The organism is Paenibacillus sp. FW126-R14, assembly GCF_058789495.1.
Genome location: NZ_JBYTBS010000051.1, coordinates 34,827 through 52,245 on the forward strand (window position 1 = coordinate 34,827; position 17,419 = coordinate 52,245).

At 50.2% G+C, this 17,419-nt stretch carries 16 protein-coding genes; 14 read left to right on the forward strand and 2 right to left on the reverse strand.

Translation table 11 applies throughout. The features are described 5' to 3' along the window. Position 1 precedes the first annotated feature (1 nt). The 5 genes from AC3WRW_RS25495 (at position 2) to AC3WRW_RS25515 (ending at position 6,532) form a co-directional block, all read left to right on the forward strand. Positions 2-1,966 carry a DHH family phosphoesterase gene (locus tag AC3WRW_RS25495; RefSeq protein WP_492549041.1) on the forward strand — a complete coding sequence of 655 codons (1,965 nt, stop codon included), beginning with the start codon at positions 2-4 and terminating at the stop codon, positions 1,964-1,966. After that, entirely contained in the window at positions 1,963-2,412 is a 450-nt protein-coding gene (gene rplI, locus AC3WRW_RS25500; protein ID WP_492549042.1) for a 50S ribosomal protein L9, read from the forward strand. The genes AC3WRW_RS25495 and rplI overlap by 4 nt, the downstream gene beginning before the upstream one ends. Before the next feature lie 104 nt (positions 2,413-2,516). Then, positions 2,517-3,881 carry a replicative DNA helicase gene (gene dnaB, locus AC3WRW_RS25505; protein WP_492549043.1) on the forward strand — a complete coding sequence of 455 codons (1,365 nt, stop codon included), beginning with the start codon at positions 2,517-2,519 and terminating at the stop codon, positions 3,879-3,881. A 601-nt stretch (positions 3,882-4,482) separates the two neighbouring features. After that, entirely contained in the window at positions 4,483-5,769 is a 1,287-nt protein-coding gene (locus tag AC3WRW_RS25510) for an adenylosuccinate synthase (RefSeq protein ID WP_492549044.1), read from the forward strand. Positions 5,770-5,902: 133 nt separating this feature from the next. Continuing rightward, positions 5,903-6,532, forward strand: a complete 630-nt coding sequence (locus AC3WRW_RS25515) for a hypothetical protein (protein WP_492549045.1) — start codon at positions 5,903-5,905, stop codon at positions 6,530-6,532. Positions 6,533-6,556: 24 nt separating this feature from the next. Here AC3WRW_RS25515 and AC3WRW_RS25520 read toward each other — a convergent pair whose 3' ends face one another. Then, positions 6,557-6,820, reverse strand: coding sequence for a hypothetical protein (locus tag AC3WRW_RS25520; RefSeq protein WP_492549046.1), 264 nt, complete (start codon positions 6,818-6,820; stop codon positions 6,557-6,559). Positions 6,821-7,162: 342 nt separating this feature from the next. Between AC3WRW_RS25520 and AC3WRW_RS25525 the strand changes: the two genes are divergently transcribed. The 6 genes from AC3WRW_RS25525 to AC3WRW_RS25550 all read left to right on the forward strand — a co-directional run bounded on the left by AC3WRW_RS25525 (position 7,163) and on the right by AC3WRW_RS25550 (position 14,377). Further along, on the forward strand, positions 7,163-8,638 hold the full coding sequence (locus AC3WRW_RS25525; RefSeq protein WP_492549047.1) for a peptidoglycan DD-metalloendopeptidase family protein: 1,476 nt from the start codon (positions 7,163-7,165) through the stop codon (positions 8,636-8,638). Positions 8,639-8,773: 135 nt separating this feature from the next. Beyond that, positions 8,774-9,493 carry a response regulator YycF gene (yycF, locus tag AC3WRW_RS25530; protein WP_167054906.1) on the forward strand — a complete coding sequence of 240 codons (720 nt, stop codon included), beginning with the start codon at positions 8,774-8,776 and terminating at the stop codon, positions 9,491-9,493. A gap of 2 nt (positions 9,494-9,495) precedes the next feature. Then, a complete protein-coding gene (gene walK, locus AC3WRW_RS25535; protein ID WP_492549048.1) occupies positions 9,496-11,328 on the forward strand; it encodes a cell wall metabolism sensor histidine kinase WalK in 1,833 nt (610 codons plus the stop codon). Continuing rightward, the gene (locus tag AC3WRW_RS25540) at positions 11,325-12,614 is read left to right on the forward strand and encodes a YycH family regulatory protein (protein WP_492549049.1); all 1,290 of its coding nucleotides are present in this window, start codon (positions 11,325-11,327) and stop codon (positions 12,612-12,614) included. Before walK ends, AC3WRW_RS25540 begins: the two co-directional genes overlap by 4 nt. 41 nt (positions 12,615-12,655) lie before the next feature. Beyond that, positions 12,656-13,495 (forward strand): two-component system regulatory protein YycI, encoded by an 840-nt coding sequence (gene yycI, locus AC3WRW_RS25545; RefSeq protein ID WP_492549050.1) that lies wholly within the window; start codon positions 12,656-12,658, stop codon positions 13,493-13,495. Between the two features lie 81 nt (positions 13,496-13,576). Continuing rightward, positions 13,577-14,377, forward strand: coding sequence for an MBL fold metallo-hydrolase (locus AC3WRW_RS25550; protein WP_492549051.1), 801 nt, complete (start codon positions 13,577-13,579; stop codon positions 14,375-14,377). Here AC3WRW_RS25550 and AC3WRW_RS25555 read toward each other — a convergent pair. Beyond that, positions 14,346-14,558, reverse strand: a complete 213-nt coding sequence (locus AC3WRW_RS25555; RefSeq protein WP_492549052.1) for a hypothetical protein — start codon at positions 14,556-14,558, stop codon at positions 14,346-14,348. The genes AC3WRW_RS25550 and AC3WRW_RS25555 overlap by 32 nt on opposite strands. Before the next feature lie 176 nt (positions 14,559-14,734). Here AC3WRW_RS25555 and AC3WRW_RS25560 point away from each other — a divergent pair, with 176 nt between their 5' ends. From AC3WRW_RS25560 to rlmH, 3 genes are all read left to right on the forward strand, one after another. Further along, positions 14,735-15,955 carry a S1C family serine protease gene (locus AC3WRW_RS25560; protein ID WP_492549053.1) on the forward strand — a complete coding sequence of 407 codons (1,221 nt, stop codon included), beginning with the start codon at positions 14,735-14,737 and terminating at the stop codon, positions 15,953-15,955. A gap of 31 nt (positions 15,956-15,986) precedes the next feature. Further along, positions 15,987-16,154 (forward strand): CxxH/CxxC protein, encoded by a 168-nt coding sequence (locus tag AC3WRW_RS25565; RefSeq protein WP_492549054.1) that lies wholly within the window; start codon positions 15,987-15,989, stop codon positions 16,152-16,154. Positions 16,155-16,306: 152 nt separating this feature from the next. Further along, positions 16,307-16,786, forward strand: coding sequence for a 23S rRNA (pseudouridine(1915)-N(3))-methyltransferase RlmH (rlmH, locus tag AC3WRW_RS25570; RefSeq protein WP_492549055.1), 480 nt, complete (start codon positions 16,307-16,309; stop codon positions 16,784-16,786). Positions 16,787-17,419: the final 633 nt, after the last annotated feature.

Sequence of the window (17,419 nt, forward strand, 5' to 3'; positions counted from 1 at the left end):
AATGCCGAAGTTCCTTTTAAAGCGGTGGCACGGTCAACACATCGTGTGGATTTTCGTTCTGCTCATCCTCATGACAGCTACGATCTATATGTTCAAATGGTGGCTGGGCGTTACGGCCTTCCTGATATGCGGGGTTTTGGCGTACTTCACGCTGCAAGCGGAAACGGCTTTCCGCAACGAGCTGAACACGTACGTCGGCACGATTACGCATCGGGTCAAGAAGGCGGGCAACGAGGTGATGAGCGCTCTTCCTATCGGAATTATTTTATATAATGAAGAGAAGCGCATCGAATGGCACAACCCGTTTGTGGCGAGAATGCTGGGGCAAGATTCCGTTATCGGCGAGCCGCTGTACGATTATTTCCCGGACTTGAAGAACCGGAAAGATAAGAGCGAGAAAGTAGATCTGACCATCGGAAAGTTCATTTACCAAGTATGGATCCGGCCCGAAGAAAGGCTGCTCTATTTCCGGGAAATCACAGAACATGCGAATTTGGCGAGGAAGTACGAGGATGAGAAAACGGCGATCGGCATCGTCATGATGGATAACCTGGAGGAGTCGACGCAGGGGCTGGATGATCAGACGCGCAGCATCATGCTGGCGAAAGTGACGGGCGAGATTACGGAATGGGCCCAGAAGCATCAGCTGTATTTGCGCCGGACGTCTTCGGACCGCTTCCTTATTCTGATGGATCAGAAGGCGCTTCGTCAGCTGGAGCAGACCCGGTTTGAAATCCTGGACGATGTGCGGGATTTGACGATCGAGAACAAGCTGCCGATGACGCTGAGTATCGGGATTGCTTCCGGCGCCGAAGAGTTGACGGAGCTTGGCCAAATGGCGCAGATGGGGCTGGATATGTCCTTGGGCCGCGGCGGCGATCAAGTGACGGTCAAGGTGGGCCAGAGACTGTCCTTCTATGGCGGAAGAACGAATGCCGTGGAGAAACGCACACGTGTAAGAGCAAGGGTCATCTCTCACGCTTTGCGTGATTTGATGAAGGATAGCGATAAGGTCATCATCATGGGCCATCGGTTCCCGGATATGGACTGCATCGGGGCATCGATCGGCATCTTGAAGGCCGTGCAAGTAGTCGGCAAGGAAGGCTATATCGTGCTGGAGAGCGTGAATCCGTCGATTCAGAAGGTGATGGAAACGATCGCCGGCGATGAGCGGCTGCACCGCTGGTTCATTACGCCGGAACAGGCGATGCAGATTACAACGCAGCGTACTCTGGCCGTTGTGCTGGATACGCACAAGGCTTCTATGGTAGCCGAGCCAAGGCTGCTCCAGCAGACACACAGGATCGTGGTGGTCGATCACCATCGCCGCAGCGAGGAGTTCATCCATGACGCGACACTGGTCTATATGGAGCCTTATGCGTCCTCTACGTGCGAGCTGGTGACCGAGCTGCTTCAGTACATCAACGAGAAGCTGACGATGGAAGTGCTGGAGGCTACGACGCTGCTGGCCGGCATCGTGGTCGATACGAAGAGCTTCAGCCTTCGGACAGGGGCGAGAACGTTCGAGGCCGCCTCGTATTTGCGCCGGAACGGGGCCGATTCCGCGCTCATTCAGCGGCTGCTGAAGGAGGATCTCGATTCGTATATCGAACGGTCTGAAGTGATTAAGCATACGGAAACGATCCACGAGCACATCGCGTTGGCAGTTGCTGAGCCAAATCGCAAATATTCTCAGTTGATGATCGCGCAAGTTGCTGATACATTGTTGAATATGACGAATATTATGGCTTCCTTTGTCATCGCGGAACGGCCGGATGGACTTGTTGGCATCAGCGCCAGGTCGCTGGGACAGATGAACGTCCAACTGGTGATGGAGCGGCTGGGCGGCGGCGGGCATTTGACCAATGCGGCGACGCAGCTGGATGGCACGACATTAGAGGAAGCAACGAACCGATTGAAGAAAGTACTTGATGAGATGCAGGAAGAGGAGGGACTTTTCGAATGAAAGTCATTTTACTGAAAGACGTTAAAGGCCAAGGGAAAAAGGGCGAAATCAAAGAAGTATCCGAGGGCTATGCACAGAATTTCCTCATTGCGCAGGGGCTAGCGGCTCCCGCGACTACCGGAACGGTGAAGGTGCTGGACAATCAGAAGAAAGCGGAGCAGCGCCGTAAGGATCAAGAGAAAGCCGATGCGAAGACGCTAGGCGAGAAGTTGAACGAAATGACCGTTCAAATCAAGGCGAAAGCTGGTGAAGGCGGTAGATTGTTCGGCGCTATTCCGAGCAAGCAAATCGCAGAGGTGCTGGAGAAGCAATATAAGATCGTGATCGATAAACGCAAAATCGTCCTTGAAGAGCCAATTCGTACGCTTGGCGTAACCAAAGTGCCTGTGAAGCTGCACAGCGAAGTTACAGCTAGCTTGAACGTGCAAGTTCTGGAAGAGAAGTAAGCGACAGAGAAGGCTGATTAGAGTCCCTAGGAGGGGCTCTTCTCTATTGTTTGGTATCAAGCGCAAATCTACTAAACTATGAAAAGAAAGGCGGGTACTGAAGCATGAGCGGAGACAATATGTTTATGGATCGCGTACCCCCTCAAAATATAGAAGCCGAGCAAGCTGTGCTCGGCGCGATTTTGATTAACAGCGACGCTTTGATTACGGCGATGGAACGAATTACAAGCGACGATTTCTACCGGGGAGCGCATCAACGGATTTTTGAGGCGATCGTGGAGCTGGCCGAAGATCAGGAGCCGGTCGATCTGATTACGCTCACGTCGCTACTGCAGAACAAGCAGCAGCTGGAGGAGATCGGCGGCGTTACGTATCTCTCCGAGCTCGCCAATGCGGTGCCGACGGCGGCTAACATCGACTACTACGCGGCTATCGTCGAGGAGAAGTCCATGCTTCGCCGCCTGATCCGCACAGCGACCCAAATCGTCACCAATGGCTACGCCAATGAAGAGGACGTAGGGTCAATGCTGAGCGAAGCGGAGGCGAAGATCCTGGAGATCTCGCAGCGCCGCAGCTCGAGCGGTTTCGTCGTCATTCGCGATGTGCTCATGGAAGTCTTCGAGAAAGTAGAGTCCCTCTACTCGAATAAAGGGGGAGCTACGGGCGTTCCTTCGGGCTTCGTCGATCTGGACAAGATGACGTCCGGCTTCCAGCGCTCCGACTTGATCATTCTGGCGGCGCGTCCTTCCGTAGGTAAAACCGCGTTCGCGCTGAACGTTGCGCAGAACGTCGGGGTGCGCGCCAAGGAAACCGTCGCGATTTTCTCGCTCGAGATGGGCGCGGCGCAGCTCGTTCAACGTATGGTCTGCGCCGAGGCGAACGTCGATGCGAACCGCATGCGGACGGGGTATCTCGAAGGCGACGACTGGGAGAAGCTGACGATGGCCATTGGCGCCTTGTCGGAGGCGAATATTTTCATCGACGATTCGGCCCAGATTACGGTCGCGGATATCCGCGCGAAATGCCGCCGTCTTCAGCAAGAGAAGGGGCTCGGCATGATCTTGATCGACTACTTGCAGTTGATCGCCGGCCGCGGCAAGGGCGACAACCGTCAGCAGGAGGTCTCCGAGATCTCCCGTACGCTGAAGCAAATCGCGCGTGAGCTCAACGTACCGGTCATCGCGCTCTCGCAGCTCAGCCGGGGTGTTGAGCAGCGGCAGGACAAACGTCCGATGATGTCTGACCTTAGGGAATCGGGCTCCATCGAGCAAGATGCCGACATCGTAGCGTTCCTGTACCGGGACGATTACTACGATAAAGAATCCGAGAAGAAAAATATTATCGAGATTATTATTGCCAAACAGCGTAACGGTCCCGTAGGGACGGTAGAGCTGGCGTTTTTGAAGCAGTTCAATAAGTTCGTGAACATGGATCGAAGTCATCAAGAAGCGGCGGCCGCGCAGTATTAGCGGTCTGCTGCTTTTTTTGGTTGAAGGGGAAGCTGCAGGACGCTATTTGGCTAGAAGCAGCACTTTTCGGCAAGGGAAAGGGAACTAGGGTCCTCTATTTCACCATTTCGAGCAACTAACTGGATCATTGAGATGGAATTAGACCCTGTAGTTCCCCTAGGGTGCCAGAAATTCCGCTTTTCACAGAAATAAGGGAGTGGAGTTCCCTCAATCGGTCGTATATCCTTCTTATACGCGCAGTTTCATAGGACTAACCTAATAGTTTGACCAATATCCGAACGATTATACAAGTGCCTTTATTATTGTTCGTTTTTCATTGACTTTGCGTAGGGGGACTGCTACACTAAAGACGGTGAAAAAAACCTTGTTCGTCTGCCTGCACGATTAGTACTCAGCAGGGCAGCTTCGAGTTAAGGTCGTTTTTCATGCCGAAAGGGAGGTCCCCTTCTTGCAGATCACTGCCGGAGAGGCCTGAGTGTTCCTTCGGTGAGTAGTGGACGCTGAATGCTTTAGCGCTTTAACGAGGTCCAATTTTTTCAGTGGTACGAAAGCCATAACGGCTCATTATGGGTGACTCGTCACCGTACGGAGGTAAGTGCATATGTCAACGGTTGTTGTTGTCGGAACGCAATGGGGAGATGAAGGAAAAGGTAAAATCACGGATTTCTTAGCGGAATCCGCTGAGGTTGTTGCTCGTTACCAAGGCGGTAACAATGCAGGCCATACGATCATTATCAGCGGCAAAAAGTATAAGCTGACGATGATTCCTTCCGGTATTTTTTATCAAGAAAAAGCTTGTGTCATCGGGAACGGTATGGTTATTAACCCCGCTGCACTCATTGAAGAAATTAACTACATTCATGATAATGGTTTTTCGACAAAAAATTTAAACATCAGTGATCGCGCGCATGTTATTATGCCGTATCATCTGGTGCTGGACGGTCTGGAAGAAGATCGTAAAGGCGATAGCAAAATCGGCACGACCCGCAAAGGGATCGGACCTTGTTATATGGATAAAGCGGCGCGCAACGGAATCCGGATTGCGGATTTGATGGATGCCGAAGAATTCGAATTGAAGCTTAGACGCATTATTGCTGAGAAAAACGTGTTGATCGAGCAAGTGTACGGTTCCAAAGGCTTGGATGTCGAACCGATTCTTAAAGAGTACCTCGCTTACGCAGAAATCATTCGTCCTTATGTAACGGACACTTCTGTCGTGTTGAACGAGTACATCGATCAAGGACGCAGAGTGCTGTTCGAAGGCGCACAAGGCGTTATGTTGGATATTGACCAAGGCACATACCCGTATGTCACTTCCTCCAACCCGACGGCTGGCGGCGTGTGTATCGGTTCCGGCGTAGGTCCGACGAAGATCCACAACATCATCGGCGTAGCGAAAGCCTATACGACTCGTGTCGGTGACGGTCCGTTCCCAACGGAATTGAATAATGAAATTGGCGATTGGATTCGCGAAAAAGGTTTCGAATACGGTACGGTAACAGGCCGCCCGCGCCGTGTCGGCTGGTTCGACAGTGTCGTTGTACGTCACGCAAGACGCGTTAGCGGCATCACTGGGCTGTCCTTGAACTCTATCGACGTTCTGACAGGACTCGAGACGGTGAAAATTTGCACAGGCTACATGTACCGCGGCGAGCTTATCGAGCACTATCCGGCTAGCTTGAAAGCTATCTCCGAGTGCGAAGCCGTGTACGAAGAGCTTCCGGGCTGGTCAGAAGATGTGTCCGGCGCGCGTTCGCTGAGCGATCTGCCTGAGAATGCAAGACATTACGTAGAGCGGATTTCGCAGCTTACAGGCATTCCAATCGCGATCTTCTCCGTAGGCCGCAACCGCGAGCAAACGAATTTGGTTCGTCCGATCTACGCTTAATCTATAATACAAAATCCTCTAGGCTCATCAGCAGCTTAGAGGATTTCTTTTTGCCTAATGGGATTTAATGGGCGCGAATTCGTCAATACTGGGAGGGAGGAAGCAGATCTATGTGGCAGGAGTGATTGCGAAAATGAAAGTATTAGCGTGGCTGGGGAAGATCGTCATAAGCACTGTTCTTATTACATCCATCACCATGTTTACGACATGGTATGTCGTAAACATGTATGTTGAGGATATATTTCGACAATATCAGATACCGGCATTGGGTAAAAAGGTTCAATTTAGCGATTTTACTTCAAGATTGGCGGAAGAGCTGAATATAGTTATGCGTAAAGACGGAGGGAAGCAAGCTGCCCCGGCGCAAAGCCCTTCAGCAGCAGTAAAGCCTGCTCCTAGTCCCAGCCCGTCTGCAAGCGCGTCTACGGACGCAGAAGCTAATAGCGCATCAACATCCCAAGGCGTTAAGGATGATGCCGTAGCCGTCATGGGCCGGGTGAGCGATGCAAACGAGCATAAGAAAGAGATTGTCCTGTCGACGGAGGACTTCGCTAAGAAGAAAGAAGCGCTGTCCAGCGAGGATAAAATGAAAATATTTTCCCTCGTTATTGCGAAGCTGCCGCAAAGCGAGGTGCAGCATCTGTCCGGTTTGCTGGAGGAGGGGATTACGGCCGATGAGCTCGAGCAGATCAATGAGATGCTCAAAAAGTATTTAAGCGAAACGGAATTAAAGCAGTTGATGGACATCTTGAACAAGTACTAGCATCCCTAGAGGGAGGACTAATGCCTAATGGAGCTGCCCGCCGTATTTGATAATCGTATCTTCGGCCTGACGGTAGCGTGATTTCTCTACGCATACTGTGAGCGCATAGGAGGGCTCGGCTGCCGAGAAGCTATGCAGAGATTGTGCCAGACCGCTGCTAAGCGCATCGTGATGAGGCTCGCCGCCATAGTTGAATTTGATGTCCAGCACGCCTTGAGATCGAAGAATTTCAGCTGTTTTCTCCATCGTAAAGCGATCTGCGAATGTAGCATGCAAGTTAATTTCCATGTCTAAGTTCCCCTTTCAAATTTTCACTCAAATTCGTCATTTCTCGTAATGAGGTACACAATCTCTTGGATTTCTATACAAAAAAATGAAACTTTAACGTCTTCTTTTGGCGCTGGACACGAATCTATCACATGGATATCGAGTATTTTGTTGAAATAGGCAGAGAAAGTGTGTTAAATTTAACAAAAGGAAGACATCCTTTTATGGGTATTATGTCTAATCAAGGTTTATTTATGTATCTGTGGATGCAAAACCGTTCAAAGGGAGAAGATCATGACAGGTTTCAGGGGTATGCGCTTTGTCAAGGATCTCATTAAGAGATTCACGCCGAAGCGAGAAAGCTTGACCGGAAATGAATCAGTATCAGAGAAGCAGCTGGAAGAAGTAACGACAACTACGACGCTAACGGTAATCAAACGACATAAATGGTCTATAGTTCTGGGAGTTGGCGCAATCGCGCTAACAGGGGTAATTACGTTTGCCGGTCATCAGTATGTGCAGGCGAATATGGTAAATGTATATCACGTGATGCTCGACGGCAAAGAAATAGGTGTCGTCAGCGACAATAAATTGATTGATGAATATAAGCAGCAAAGACCGCAAGAAGTACAAAAGAATTTCCCGGATGTTCATGTCGTGCTTAAGACTGACGGAGTCACCTACACGCCTGAAAAGGCTTACAGCCCGCCAACGGATGATGCAGCTGTCATCGCTACACTTAATAAGGCATTAGTGCCCCAACCGGTCGGGGTCGAATTGAGGGTAGACGGCAAAGTCATCGCGATTGTGAAGGATCAGCAGACGGCTGATCGAATTCTTGATCAGGTAAGTGCGCCTTTTGCGCCAAAAGCCAAGGAATCCAGCAAGGTTGCTGCTCTATCTGCAAGCTTGGGCGAGGATATTTCGACGGCTCCGTCGGAGCTCGAGAAGGTGGAATTCGTCCAGCAAGTCGATAAGGTGGAAGTGCCGATCGATCCGGAGGATTTGGCAAAACCCGACGATGTCGTGAAGAAATTGACGACCGGCGATGTGACGCCTGCGAAGTATACGGTTGTTGAGGGAGATTGCGTCTCCTGCATCGCGAAGAAATTAGGAATTACGAAGCAATTTATTTATGATAAAAATCCAGGTCTTCAGGATGATAAGTTGAAGATTGGCAATCAGCTTGATGTAACGGTACTTAAGCCGACGCTGTCCGTCAAAACAACGGAAAAAATCGTGAAGAACCAAGAGATTCAGTACGATACGGAATATGAGAAGGACGATTCGCTTCGCGTTGGCGTTGTTCAACCGATTTCGCCAGGAAAGAACGGGCTGAAGAAGGTAACGATCCAAGTAACGAAAGTCGATGGTTTGATGACGAACGAGCAGCTCGTTGACGAAGAAATCATTGATCAACCGGTTACGGCTAAGGTGAAAAAAGGGACGAAAGTCATTAAAGGCGAAGGCACAGGGAAATTCGCATGGCCTGTCGTTTCCCCGAGTATCTCGAGCACGTTCGGCGTCCGGTGGGGCAAGCTTCACAAAGGTATCGATATTACAGGCAACAAAAGCATCATGACGGCAGACAACGGCAAAGTAACGGAAACCGGCTACAAATCGGATTACGGCAATTATATTATTATTAATCATTTGAACGGTTACGAGACGTTGTATGGCCATCTGAGCAAAATTACGACGACCGAAGGCTCGATCGTTGAAAAAGGCGATAAAATCGGCATTATGGGAAGTACAGGCGATTCTACAGGCGTCCATTTGCATTTTGAAATTCACAAAAACGGCAGCTTGGAAAATCCTTTGAAGTATTTAAATCGTTAACTTACATATGAGGCAAGGTCAAACCGGACAATCGGGGGCCTTGTCTCTTTTTAGTTGAATATATGATAAAATAGAGGGTAGTATGCAAGGAATAGGACGAGGCTGTAGTTTATTCTGAAGTAGGCGGTGGTAGGTTTGTTTGGGAAAATTCTCGTGGTGGACGACGAACAACCGATTGCAGATATTTTGAAATTTAATTTGGAAAAAGAGGGCTATCAGGTGATATGTGCCTATGATGGCGGAAGCGCTGTAGAGCTTGCTTTCTCTGAGCAGCCCGATCTTATATTGCTGGATCTCATGCTTCCCGTAAAGGACGGCATGGATGTGTGCCGGGAGGTTCGTTCGAAGCTGAACACCCCGATTATTATGCTGACGGCCAAAGATACCGAGTTGGATAAGGTGCTTGGCCTTGAAATGGGCGCAGACGACTATGTGACCAAGCCATTCGGCACGAGAGAGCTGCTGGCCCGCGTCAAGGCTCACTTGCGCCGGCAGACGAAAGCGCAGACGGCTCCGAGCGAATCGGACACCCAGCGCAACGGGATGCGGATTCATGCTTTATTCATCGATAACGACATGTACATGGTGTACAAAGACGGGGTGCCGCTCGATTTGACGCATCGCGAGTTCGAGCTGATTCAATACTTGGCCAAAAATTCCGGCAAAGTGATGACGCGCGAGCACCTGCTGCAAGCGGTGTGGGGGTTTGAATATTTCGGCGACGTGCGCACCGTCGATGTTACGATACGCCGGCTGCGCGAGAAGCTGGAGACAGATCCAAGCCGTCCGGAATACATCATGACGCGCAGGGGGCTTGGCTATTTGATGCGCAGCCCTAAAGCCGGAGGCTTCTAAGCATGAGGGGCATCCGCTTCTTCCAATCGATCCAAGCGAAGCTGATTATTGTGTATGTCCTGCTTATCTTGATAGCGATGCAGCTCATTGGGGTGTATTTCTACAAGACGGTGGAGACCTATTTCAAGAACGACTTCTTGGTTTCACGCAACAGCCAGGTCACGCTGCTGGCGGGCTTTGTGGGTTCCTACCTCACAGGCGATCAGGACAGCAAGAACGCTGCCGAAGGCAAGAAAACTTATGCCGATTTAAACGAGTTCGTCAGCAATTTATTTTCGATTAATAATGCCGAAATTCAAATTATAGATGCCAACGGGAACGTCATCTCCACGTCGGTTCCCAACCATCTGAAGCAAAAAAACACGCAGCCGGAAGTGATCAGGGCGCTGCAGGGGATTAAGGACAACCAGCGCATTTTCACCGATGAGGACGGCTATCGGAAGGTGATTATCGCCAAGCCCGTAGGCAGCGGTGTGCGCGTCTTGGGCGCTGTTTATCTGATCGCCTCCATGGAGGATGTCTACAAAACCATCCGTTCGATTAACCGGATCCTCATTTCAGGCACGTTGATTGCTCTGGGGCTAACGGCTATTCTCGGTGTCATCCTTACCAGTACGATTACCAATCCGATTAAAGAGATTACGAAGCAAGCGACAGCGGTTGCGGAGGGGAACTTCGATCAGCAGGTCAATATTCAAGGGACGGATGAGATCGGGCAGCTTGGTCAAACGTTTAATTTCATGATGAACCGGCTCAAGGAGGCGCTGTCTCTCAACGAAGAGGAGAAGGAGAAGCTGGCGTCCATCCTGACGAATATGAACGACGGGGTCATCGCAACGGATGACCGAGGGCATGTCATCGTCCTGAACCGCAGGGCGAAGCAAATCCTGCAGACGGAGGAAGAGACGACAATCGGCCTGGACATCTCGGAGGTGCTCGGGATTCCGCAGGGAACGATACAGGGGCTGCTTCAGGGAGAGGTACGAACGACGCTGCTGGATATTGAGCTGCCCGATGACGATGAACAGTTGTCAGTGCGCATTACGTTCACGCCGATTCACCGCCGGGGCGAAGGGCAGAGCGGCATTATCGCGGTGCTGCAGGACGTGACGGATCAGGAGAAGCTGGAGCAAGCCAGACGCGAATTCGTTGCGAACGTGTCGCATGAGCTGCGCACACCGCTAACGACGATCAAGAGCTATCTGGAGGCGCTTGACGATGGCGCCATTGAGGAACCGCAGCTGGCCTCGCGCTTCATTAGCGTGACGCGCAGCGAGACGGAGCGGATGATCCGCTTGGTGACGGACCTTCTACATTTATCGAGGCTGGATTCCAAGCAGTCGATGATGAGCAAATCGACGACTTTCGTGAGCGAGATGCTGGAGGAAGTGGCCGACCGGTTTTCTTTTCAGCTGCAGCAGCGCAAGATTCAGATCGTTATTCGTGTGGAGAAAGGCGTAACCAACTTGCTGCTCGACCGCGATAAAATTGATCAGGTGCTCGATAACCTGGTCTCGAATGCGATTAAGTACACAGGCGACGAAGGCTCCATCCGGCTGGAAGCACGGAAAATTGAGAAGGATATGCTGGAGATTTCCGTCCAAGATAATGGGATAGGGATTCCGAAGAAGGATTTAACCCGTATTTTCGAACGGTTCTACCGGGTAGACAAAGCGCGCTCGCGGAATATGGGCGGCACAGGTCTTGGCCTGTCCATTGCCCGGGAAATAGTCAAAGCGCACGGAGGCACGATTCAGTTGGAGTCCGAATTAGGACAAGGCACCCGTGTTATATTTACACTGCCGATTCAGCAGGAGGAGGAAGATGAGCTGTGATTGAGAGTTTAAAATCTGTCTTGCTTGTCGTCCTGATCGGCACCTCGCTGTATCAAAGCTTTTTGCTGGCGTCGTACAATCCGCCTAAGATCGAGCCGATCCAACAAAGCAACTACGTGCAAACGGAGACGTTGGGGAAGCAGGCCGAGCTGCAGGATATGCTTTTTCCCGATCAGATCATCGTTCACTTGGGCAACCAGCAGCATTCTGTGCTGTATCCAAGCAATTACTATTACACCAGATTGTTCGATAATATTAAGCAGCGCAGCTTCAAGGGCTTCCGCAAAACATCGATGTACTTGGTCAATGTGAACTGGGAAGAAGTTCGTTCCAAACAGCAGGGCGTTGAGATCCGCTTCCGGGACGGCCTCCCCTTCACCATTCTTCAGCAAGTGCTTCGGATCGAAGGCGAGCTGCCGCCGGATAATGATAAAGTGACGCGGATTTGGATTTACTCGAAAGGCAATAATGAGGATGTTCGCGCTTTCTTCTTTACCGATACGCCAGGTGTCGGGTACGAGGTGATCGGGGCCGATTTTACAAGTAAAGACGTGGAAAATTTCGCGGCTTTCGGGGATGTTACGAATCTGTATAAGACGACGAACAGCGGCGATTACTATTTGCCGATTAAGCCGCTCAGGCTGCCTAGTTTTACGTTCAATTACAGCCAACTAACGGCGGATCAATTGAAGCAAAGCCTTTTCGTAGATCCCGGGATTACCCGCTATCTCAAAGAGCGCGACGGTTCGGAAATCTACACGGACAGCAAACGCGGTTTTCAGCTTAACCGTGATCTGCGATGGATTACGTATTCCGACCCTGTCGCCCCGGTGGAAAGCAAAAGCGAAGTGCTTGAGAACCTGATGGCCGGCATTAAGTTCATTAACCAGCATATCGGCTGGGATGGCAAATATATGGTGGCTCGCACGCCGCAGAAGCAGCGTTTTGACAATCAGACGTTCTTGTTCCGGCAGTATTATGAATCCTTGCCTATTGTGACCACGCAGCCAGAGGGCTATGGTTCATTGAAGATGCAAGTGCAGAAGGGAATCATTTCCGGCTTCGAGCGGTCGATGATTATTCCCGATTTGAAGTCGGTTCAACGGCGCGATGGTGAAATCTTAGCCGGCGATGCGTTGGAAGAGCGGCTGCAGTATTATCAGCGTCGGTCCAGTATCGTTTCTATTTTCCCGGCGTATCATCCGGTTGTTTCGGAAAAGTCGCTCATGCTGGTCCCGGTATGGGCCTTGGAGCTGCGAGACGGCACGTATGATTTCATTGAATAAGGTGAATGAAGCAATACATTCAAGGAAAGGTTGGTGAGATCATGAATTGGAGCAGGGCCAAAACGATCCTGATTTGTTCTTTTTTGCTGCTCAATATGATTCTTGGCTTCCAGCTGTGGTCCACCAATCGCTCCAATCAGACGGAAATTGCGCTGGATACCTCAGGAACCATTGAAGAGATGAACCGTGCGCTCCAAAGTAAAAATATTCGGCTGACCGATGAATTACCGGCGGATGTTACGAAGATGAAGGTTATTACGGTAAAATACGATGATAGTATAAAGCCCGGAGAAGAGAAAGAACTGAAGAAGCCTATCAGCATGAGTACGCTGCTCGGCAAAGGGGCCAGCAAAGAAGTTCAAGCCCAATCGGAAATTCCGAATTTTAACCTGTATCAGTTGGATCCGGCGGTAAGAAAAAAAGGTGTTTATGTATTTGATCAGTTGTATGGCAAGTTTCCGCTCTTCGATGTGACAGTAGAGTTGAATGAGGAAAATGGAGAAATTACCAGTTACCGTCAAGCCTACGTTGAAGTAGAATCAGGAGTGGAACAAACGGAGCAAAAGCTGATTCCCGCCCAGTTAGCGGTACGCAGTCTGGTGGACAATTATTTGAGCGAAGGCTCCATTATTACCGAAGTCAGACTGGGGTATCATGGACAGCCGTACAATTCCCAGACACAACCTATGTATCCGCATTGGCGGATTACGGTTGATAATGGAGATGCAAGAGATATTTATTATTTGCAAGCTTTCAACGGCGCAGTGGAGTCTCCGCAAAAAGGGTCGGATATCGTTCCTTTCGGCATACAGGATGACGGCAAACCTGAACATACGAAAAACCCCGATGACAAGAACAAGCAGGATCAGGATAAGAAGTAAAAATAAAGCGGCTTACATAGACAGCCATAGCACGTTGATTAAATAGCATGTGTACATGTATGCATAGAGGAGCAGGGGAAGATGGGTATTAGGTTTACAGTGCTGTCGAGCGGTTCGACGGGGAATGCGACGGTCGTCGACAATGGGGAGACCAAGGTGCTTATCGATGTGGGCTTCAGCGCCAAGAAGATGGAGGCGTTGATGAAGGAACGCGAGCTCGCAGCGGACAGTATTGACGCTATTGTGATCACCCACGAGCATTCGGATCATATCAAAGGCTTAGGCGCGCTGGCGCGGAAATATGATTTGCCCATCTATGCCAACGAGAAGACGTGGGTGGAGTTGGATCGCCAAATCGGTGTGATCGCGGAAGAGAACAAGCGGGTCATGGAAACCGGCGGCTTCGAAGAATTCGGCACGCTGCGCGTGGAGTCATTCGGAATCTCCCACGATGCGGCGGAGCCGGTGGGCTATTGCTTTTATGAAGGGGAACAGAAGTTAAGCGTCGTTACGGATTTGGGCTACATGAGCGAGAAGGTGAAGGAGAAAATTACCGACTCGGATGCTTTGGTGCTGGAGACGAATCACGATGTGGACATGCTGCGGGTCGGGCACTATCCTTGGAGCATTAAGCGCCGCATTCTCGGGGATAAGGGGCATTTATCCAACGAGGCCGCGGGGGAAGCGCTCTGTGACGTGATGACGAACAAGACGAAATCCGTCTATATGGCACATTTAAGCCGTGACCATAATTTAATGGATTTGGCCAGGCTAACGGTGAATAACATAGTACAAGAGCGCGCCCCCGAGTCTAAGCAGCTGCGGTTAATGGATACGTACTTCGATCGGTCTACGAAATGGGATGTATTGGGTTCGGAGTAAGCGCGGCATCGATTTCTTTGGATTTGAGCTGGATTTCCTGCGGCGTGATCAGGCCCTTATCAATTAGCGTTTGAATAAGAGATGAGAGAATGAGAGATTGGTGGTAGTGGCTGTCTTTGAGATCAGCGAGCTTACCGATCAGGTTAATTTCGTCGATATGGGATGGAATCCGGTTCATCATGTGCATCTCCTTTGACTTTCTGATTTAAAGTTGCTGTTAACTCTAGTAATTCCTTGAGAGATTTGGTTTACTATTATTGTAGGCAAGAACGGAACGAAACATTCCTATTTTTTGCAAATATGATGTTGAGGCAAGAGCGGCATGATCTGCGCCCTGTCAGTAAGGAGGGACATCCTGTGAGTTTGTTTGATGATGATTTCTATTCGACCAAAAGAACCAAGCAGCGCCAGCCTGTGTGGCGTCCTAAGCGTTCGGGAGGACTTGCGGGCTTTACGGAACGCAGACGAAATGTGGCCCTTGTAGCTGGGGTAGGCGGGGCGTTAGCGATGCTTTTGTTAGTCGGAGTAGTTAACGGTTTGGGCAAAAGCGATTTGCATGCCGATGCGATAGCGGTTCCAGCTGTGGCTAGTGCGGAGACGCGCCCTATGAACATCAACGATTCTGTCGTAGCGGCAACGGATAAAATTAAGCCGGCCGTCGTCAGCGTGATCTCCTCTAAGAAGGATGATAAGGGTCAAGAGACCGGGATTGGGATCGGGTCTGGCGTTATTTTTGCCCGGAATGGCGATAAGGTCCGTATCGTGACCAACAGCCATGTGGTCGAGAATGGGAATCAGTATGAAATCGTGAACTTTCAAGGCGAGCATCGCAAAGCTACACTCGTCGGCCGGGATCGGATTACGGATTTGGCCGTTTTGGAAGCGGATGGCAAAGACATTAAAGTGATAGCCGAGTTTGGCGATTCCGAAACGCTGCGCGCGGGGGAATTGGCGATAGCGGTAGGTAATCCGTTAGGATTGGGCTTCTCCCCGACGGTCACACAGGGCATCATCTCATCGCCGAAGCGGACGATCCCAGTATCTTTGTCCCGGGAGGGCACGGACTATGACTGGGAAATGGACGTCATTCAGACCGATGCCGCGATTAACCAAGGCAACAGCGGAGGCCCCCTGGTCAACATTGAAGGCAAGGTCGTTGGCATTAACTCGATGAAAATTTCGGATACGGGCGTGGAGGGGTTAGGTTTTGCCATTCCTATTAACAGCGCGAAGCCGATTATCGACAATCTGATCACGGACCACAAGGTCAAAAGACCGCTGATGGGCGTGTCTACGCAGGAGCTGCAAGCTTTTAAAGGGACGGATGTATTAAAGCTGCCTGCTGATGTGAAAACTGGAGTTATCGTCTTCGATGTGTCCGGTCCCTCCAAAGAAGCGGGTCTCAAGCCGCAGGATGTCATTGTGCAGTTGGATGACCGGAAAATCGATAGTACGATCAGCTTGCGTAAATATTTATACAACGAGAAGCATATCGGCGATAAAGTGAATGTCACTTACTACCGCGGCGGCAAGAAGCTGAATGTAGTGGTCACATTGGTGGAAGCAACCGATAAATAATAGACAGAAACAGCGGATGAGAGGTAGTTGCATGCACGTAGTTTGTAAGGATCATGTGGAAATCGCGATTGATGAGTTTGTCGATGAATACGAGGAAGCGCCGGACGTTGTGGATTTGCTGAAAACCCACTTCGCCAAGTGGGACCCTCCGTCACATTGCGAGCATTGCAAGGAGTTAGCGCGATTTCTGGTTGTATGAGGGAGGCTGATGCCTTCCTTTTTGTTTTGGTGGGGACGGGTTGGATGAGGGAAAGATGATGGAATAGATGACGGAATATGATGAAGTAACAAATGAAGGAAAAGATGAAGGAAAAGATGAAGGAATAGATTAAGGAAAAGGGGCATTCGTTTATGCAGATACAGATTTTAACGGTTGGGAAGTTGAAGGAGCGCTATCTGGTGGATGGGATCGCGGAGTACGTCAAGCGCCTTGGGCCGTACGCCAAGGTGCAGATGATAGAGGTGCCTGATGAGAAGGCACCGGAGAACATGAGCCCTGCTGAGGAGCAGCAGGTGCGGGATCGTGAGGGCGCGCGTCTGTTGACTGCGCTGCGTCCGGATGTATACGTCGTGGCGTTGGCCATCGACGGCGAGATGTGGTCGAGCGAGCAGCTGGCGGGCTCGCTCGATAAGTTGGCCACCTATGGGCGCAGCCAGGTGGCCTTCGTGATCGGCGGCTCGCTGGGGCTCTCGAGCGAGCTGCTGCGCCGTGCGGACGTGCGGCTGAGCTTTGGCCGCATGACGCTGCCGCACCAGCTGATGCGGCTGGTGCTGGTGGAGCAGATTTATCGCGCTATGCGGATAAATCGGGGGGAACCGTATCATAAGTGACGGCGAAATTTATGCAGTTATGGTTATTGAAGTGAACTGTATCATTGTCGCATTTACCTGTACTTATCCAAGAGGTTCGAGCAGACCATGCTTGAACTTTTCTGAATGATTTTCAGATTCTGACTTAATGGAAGATACTTGAACTAGTGTAACGATCATCGACTGTTAGGGAATGTAATATTGGGCTTGTTGAAACATTAGGTCCAGTATGGTTGCTGTGATCTCATTGCTCATATTAATTCGTTTGAGCAGTTAATCTTCTTCAACGACAAAATGATCGTGTACTTCAAGTATGTTCCAAACTTTCTTCACCTCCCGAGAGACTCTTTCTGGTTTTTGGCTCTCAGGTTGATTTTTTCCACACAAAAGTGAAGCTTTGATCAAAGCGTGTAAAAATATTCGGAATTTTCATGCTAGACAGAATAGGGTATGGGCGAGTATAATGATATCGTCGGTATGGAAAAATTGGGGAAGGTAGGTATATCACGGGCGACAGGAATATAATCAGTATATAAAGAGACCGTTGAGGTCATTCAATCAGTATATAAAGAGACCGTTGAGGTCATTCAATCAGTATATAAAGAGACCATTGAGGTCATTCAATCAGTATATAAAGAGACCATTGAGGTCATT

Bases quoted from the DNA above. Each gene is read 5' to 3' on its own strand.
- AC3WRW_RS25495 (WP_492549041.1), top strand. From the start codon at position 2: ATGCCGAAGTTCCTTTTAAAGCGGTGGCACGGTCAACACATCGTGTGG.
- rplI (WP_492549042.1), top strand. From the start codon at position 1,963: ATGAAAGTCATTTTACTGAAAGACGTTAAAGGCCAAGGGAAAAAGGGC.
- dnaB (WP_492549043.1), top strand. From the start codon at position 2,517: ATGAGCGGAGACAATATGTTTATGGATCGCGTACCCCCTCAAAATATA.
- AC3WRW_RS25510 (WP_492549044.1), top strand. From the start codon at position 4,483: ATGTCAACGGTTGTTGTTGTCGGAACGCAATGGGGAGATGAAGGAAAA.
- AC3WRW_RS25515 (WP_492549045.1), top strand. From the start codon at position 5,903: ATGAAAGTATTAGCGTGGCTGGGGAAGATCGTCATAAGCACTGTTCTT.
- AC3WRW_RS25520 (WP_492549046.1), bottom strand. From the start codon at position 6,820: ATGGAAATTAACTTGCATGCTACATTCGCAGATCGCTTTACGATGGAG.
- walK (WP_492549048.1), top strand. From the start codon at position 9,496: ATGAGGGGCATCCGCTTCTTCCAATCGATCCAAGCGAAGCTGATTATT.
- yycI (WP_492549050.1), top strand. From the start codon at position 12,656: ATGAATTGGAGCAGGGCCAAAACGATCCTGATTTGTTCTTTTTTGCTG.
- AC3WRW_RS25550 (WP_492549051.1), top strand. From the start codon at position 13,577: ATGGGTATTAGGTTTACAGTGCTGTCGAGCGGTTCGACGGGGAATGCG.
- AC3WRW_RS25555 (WP_492549052.1), bottom strand. From the start codon at position 14,558: ATGATGAACCGGATTCCATCCCATATCGACGAAATTAACCTGATCGGT.
- AC3WRW_RS25565 (WP_492549054.1), top strand. From the start codon at position 15,987: ATGCACGTAGTTTGTAAGGATCATGTGGAAATCGCGATTGATGAGTTT.
- rlmH (WP_492549055.1), top strand. From the start codon at position 16,307: ATGCAGATACAGATTTTAACGGTTGGGAAGTTGAAGGAGCGCTATCTG.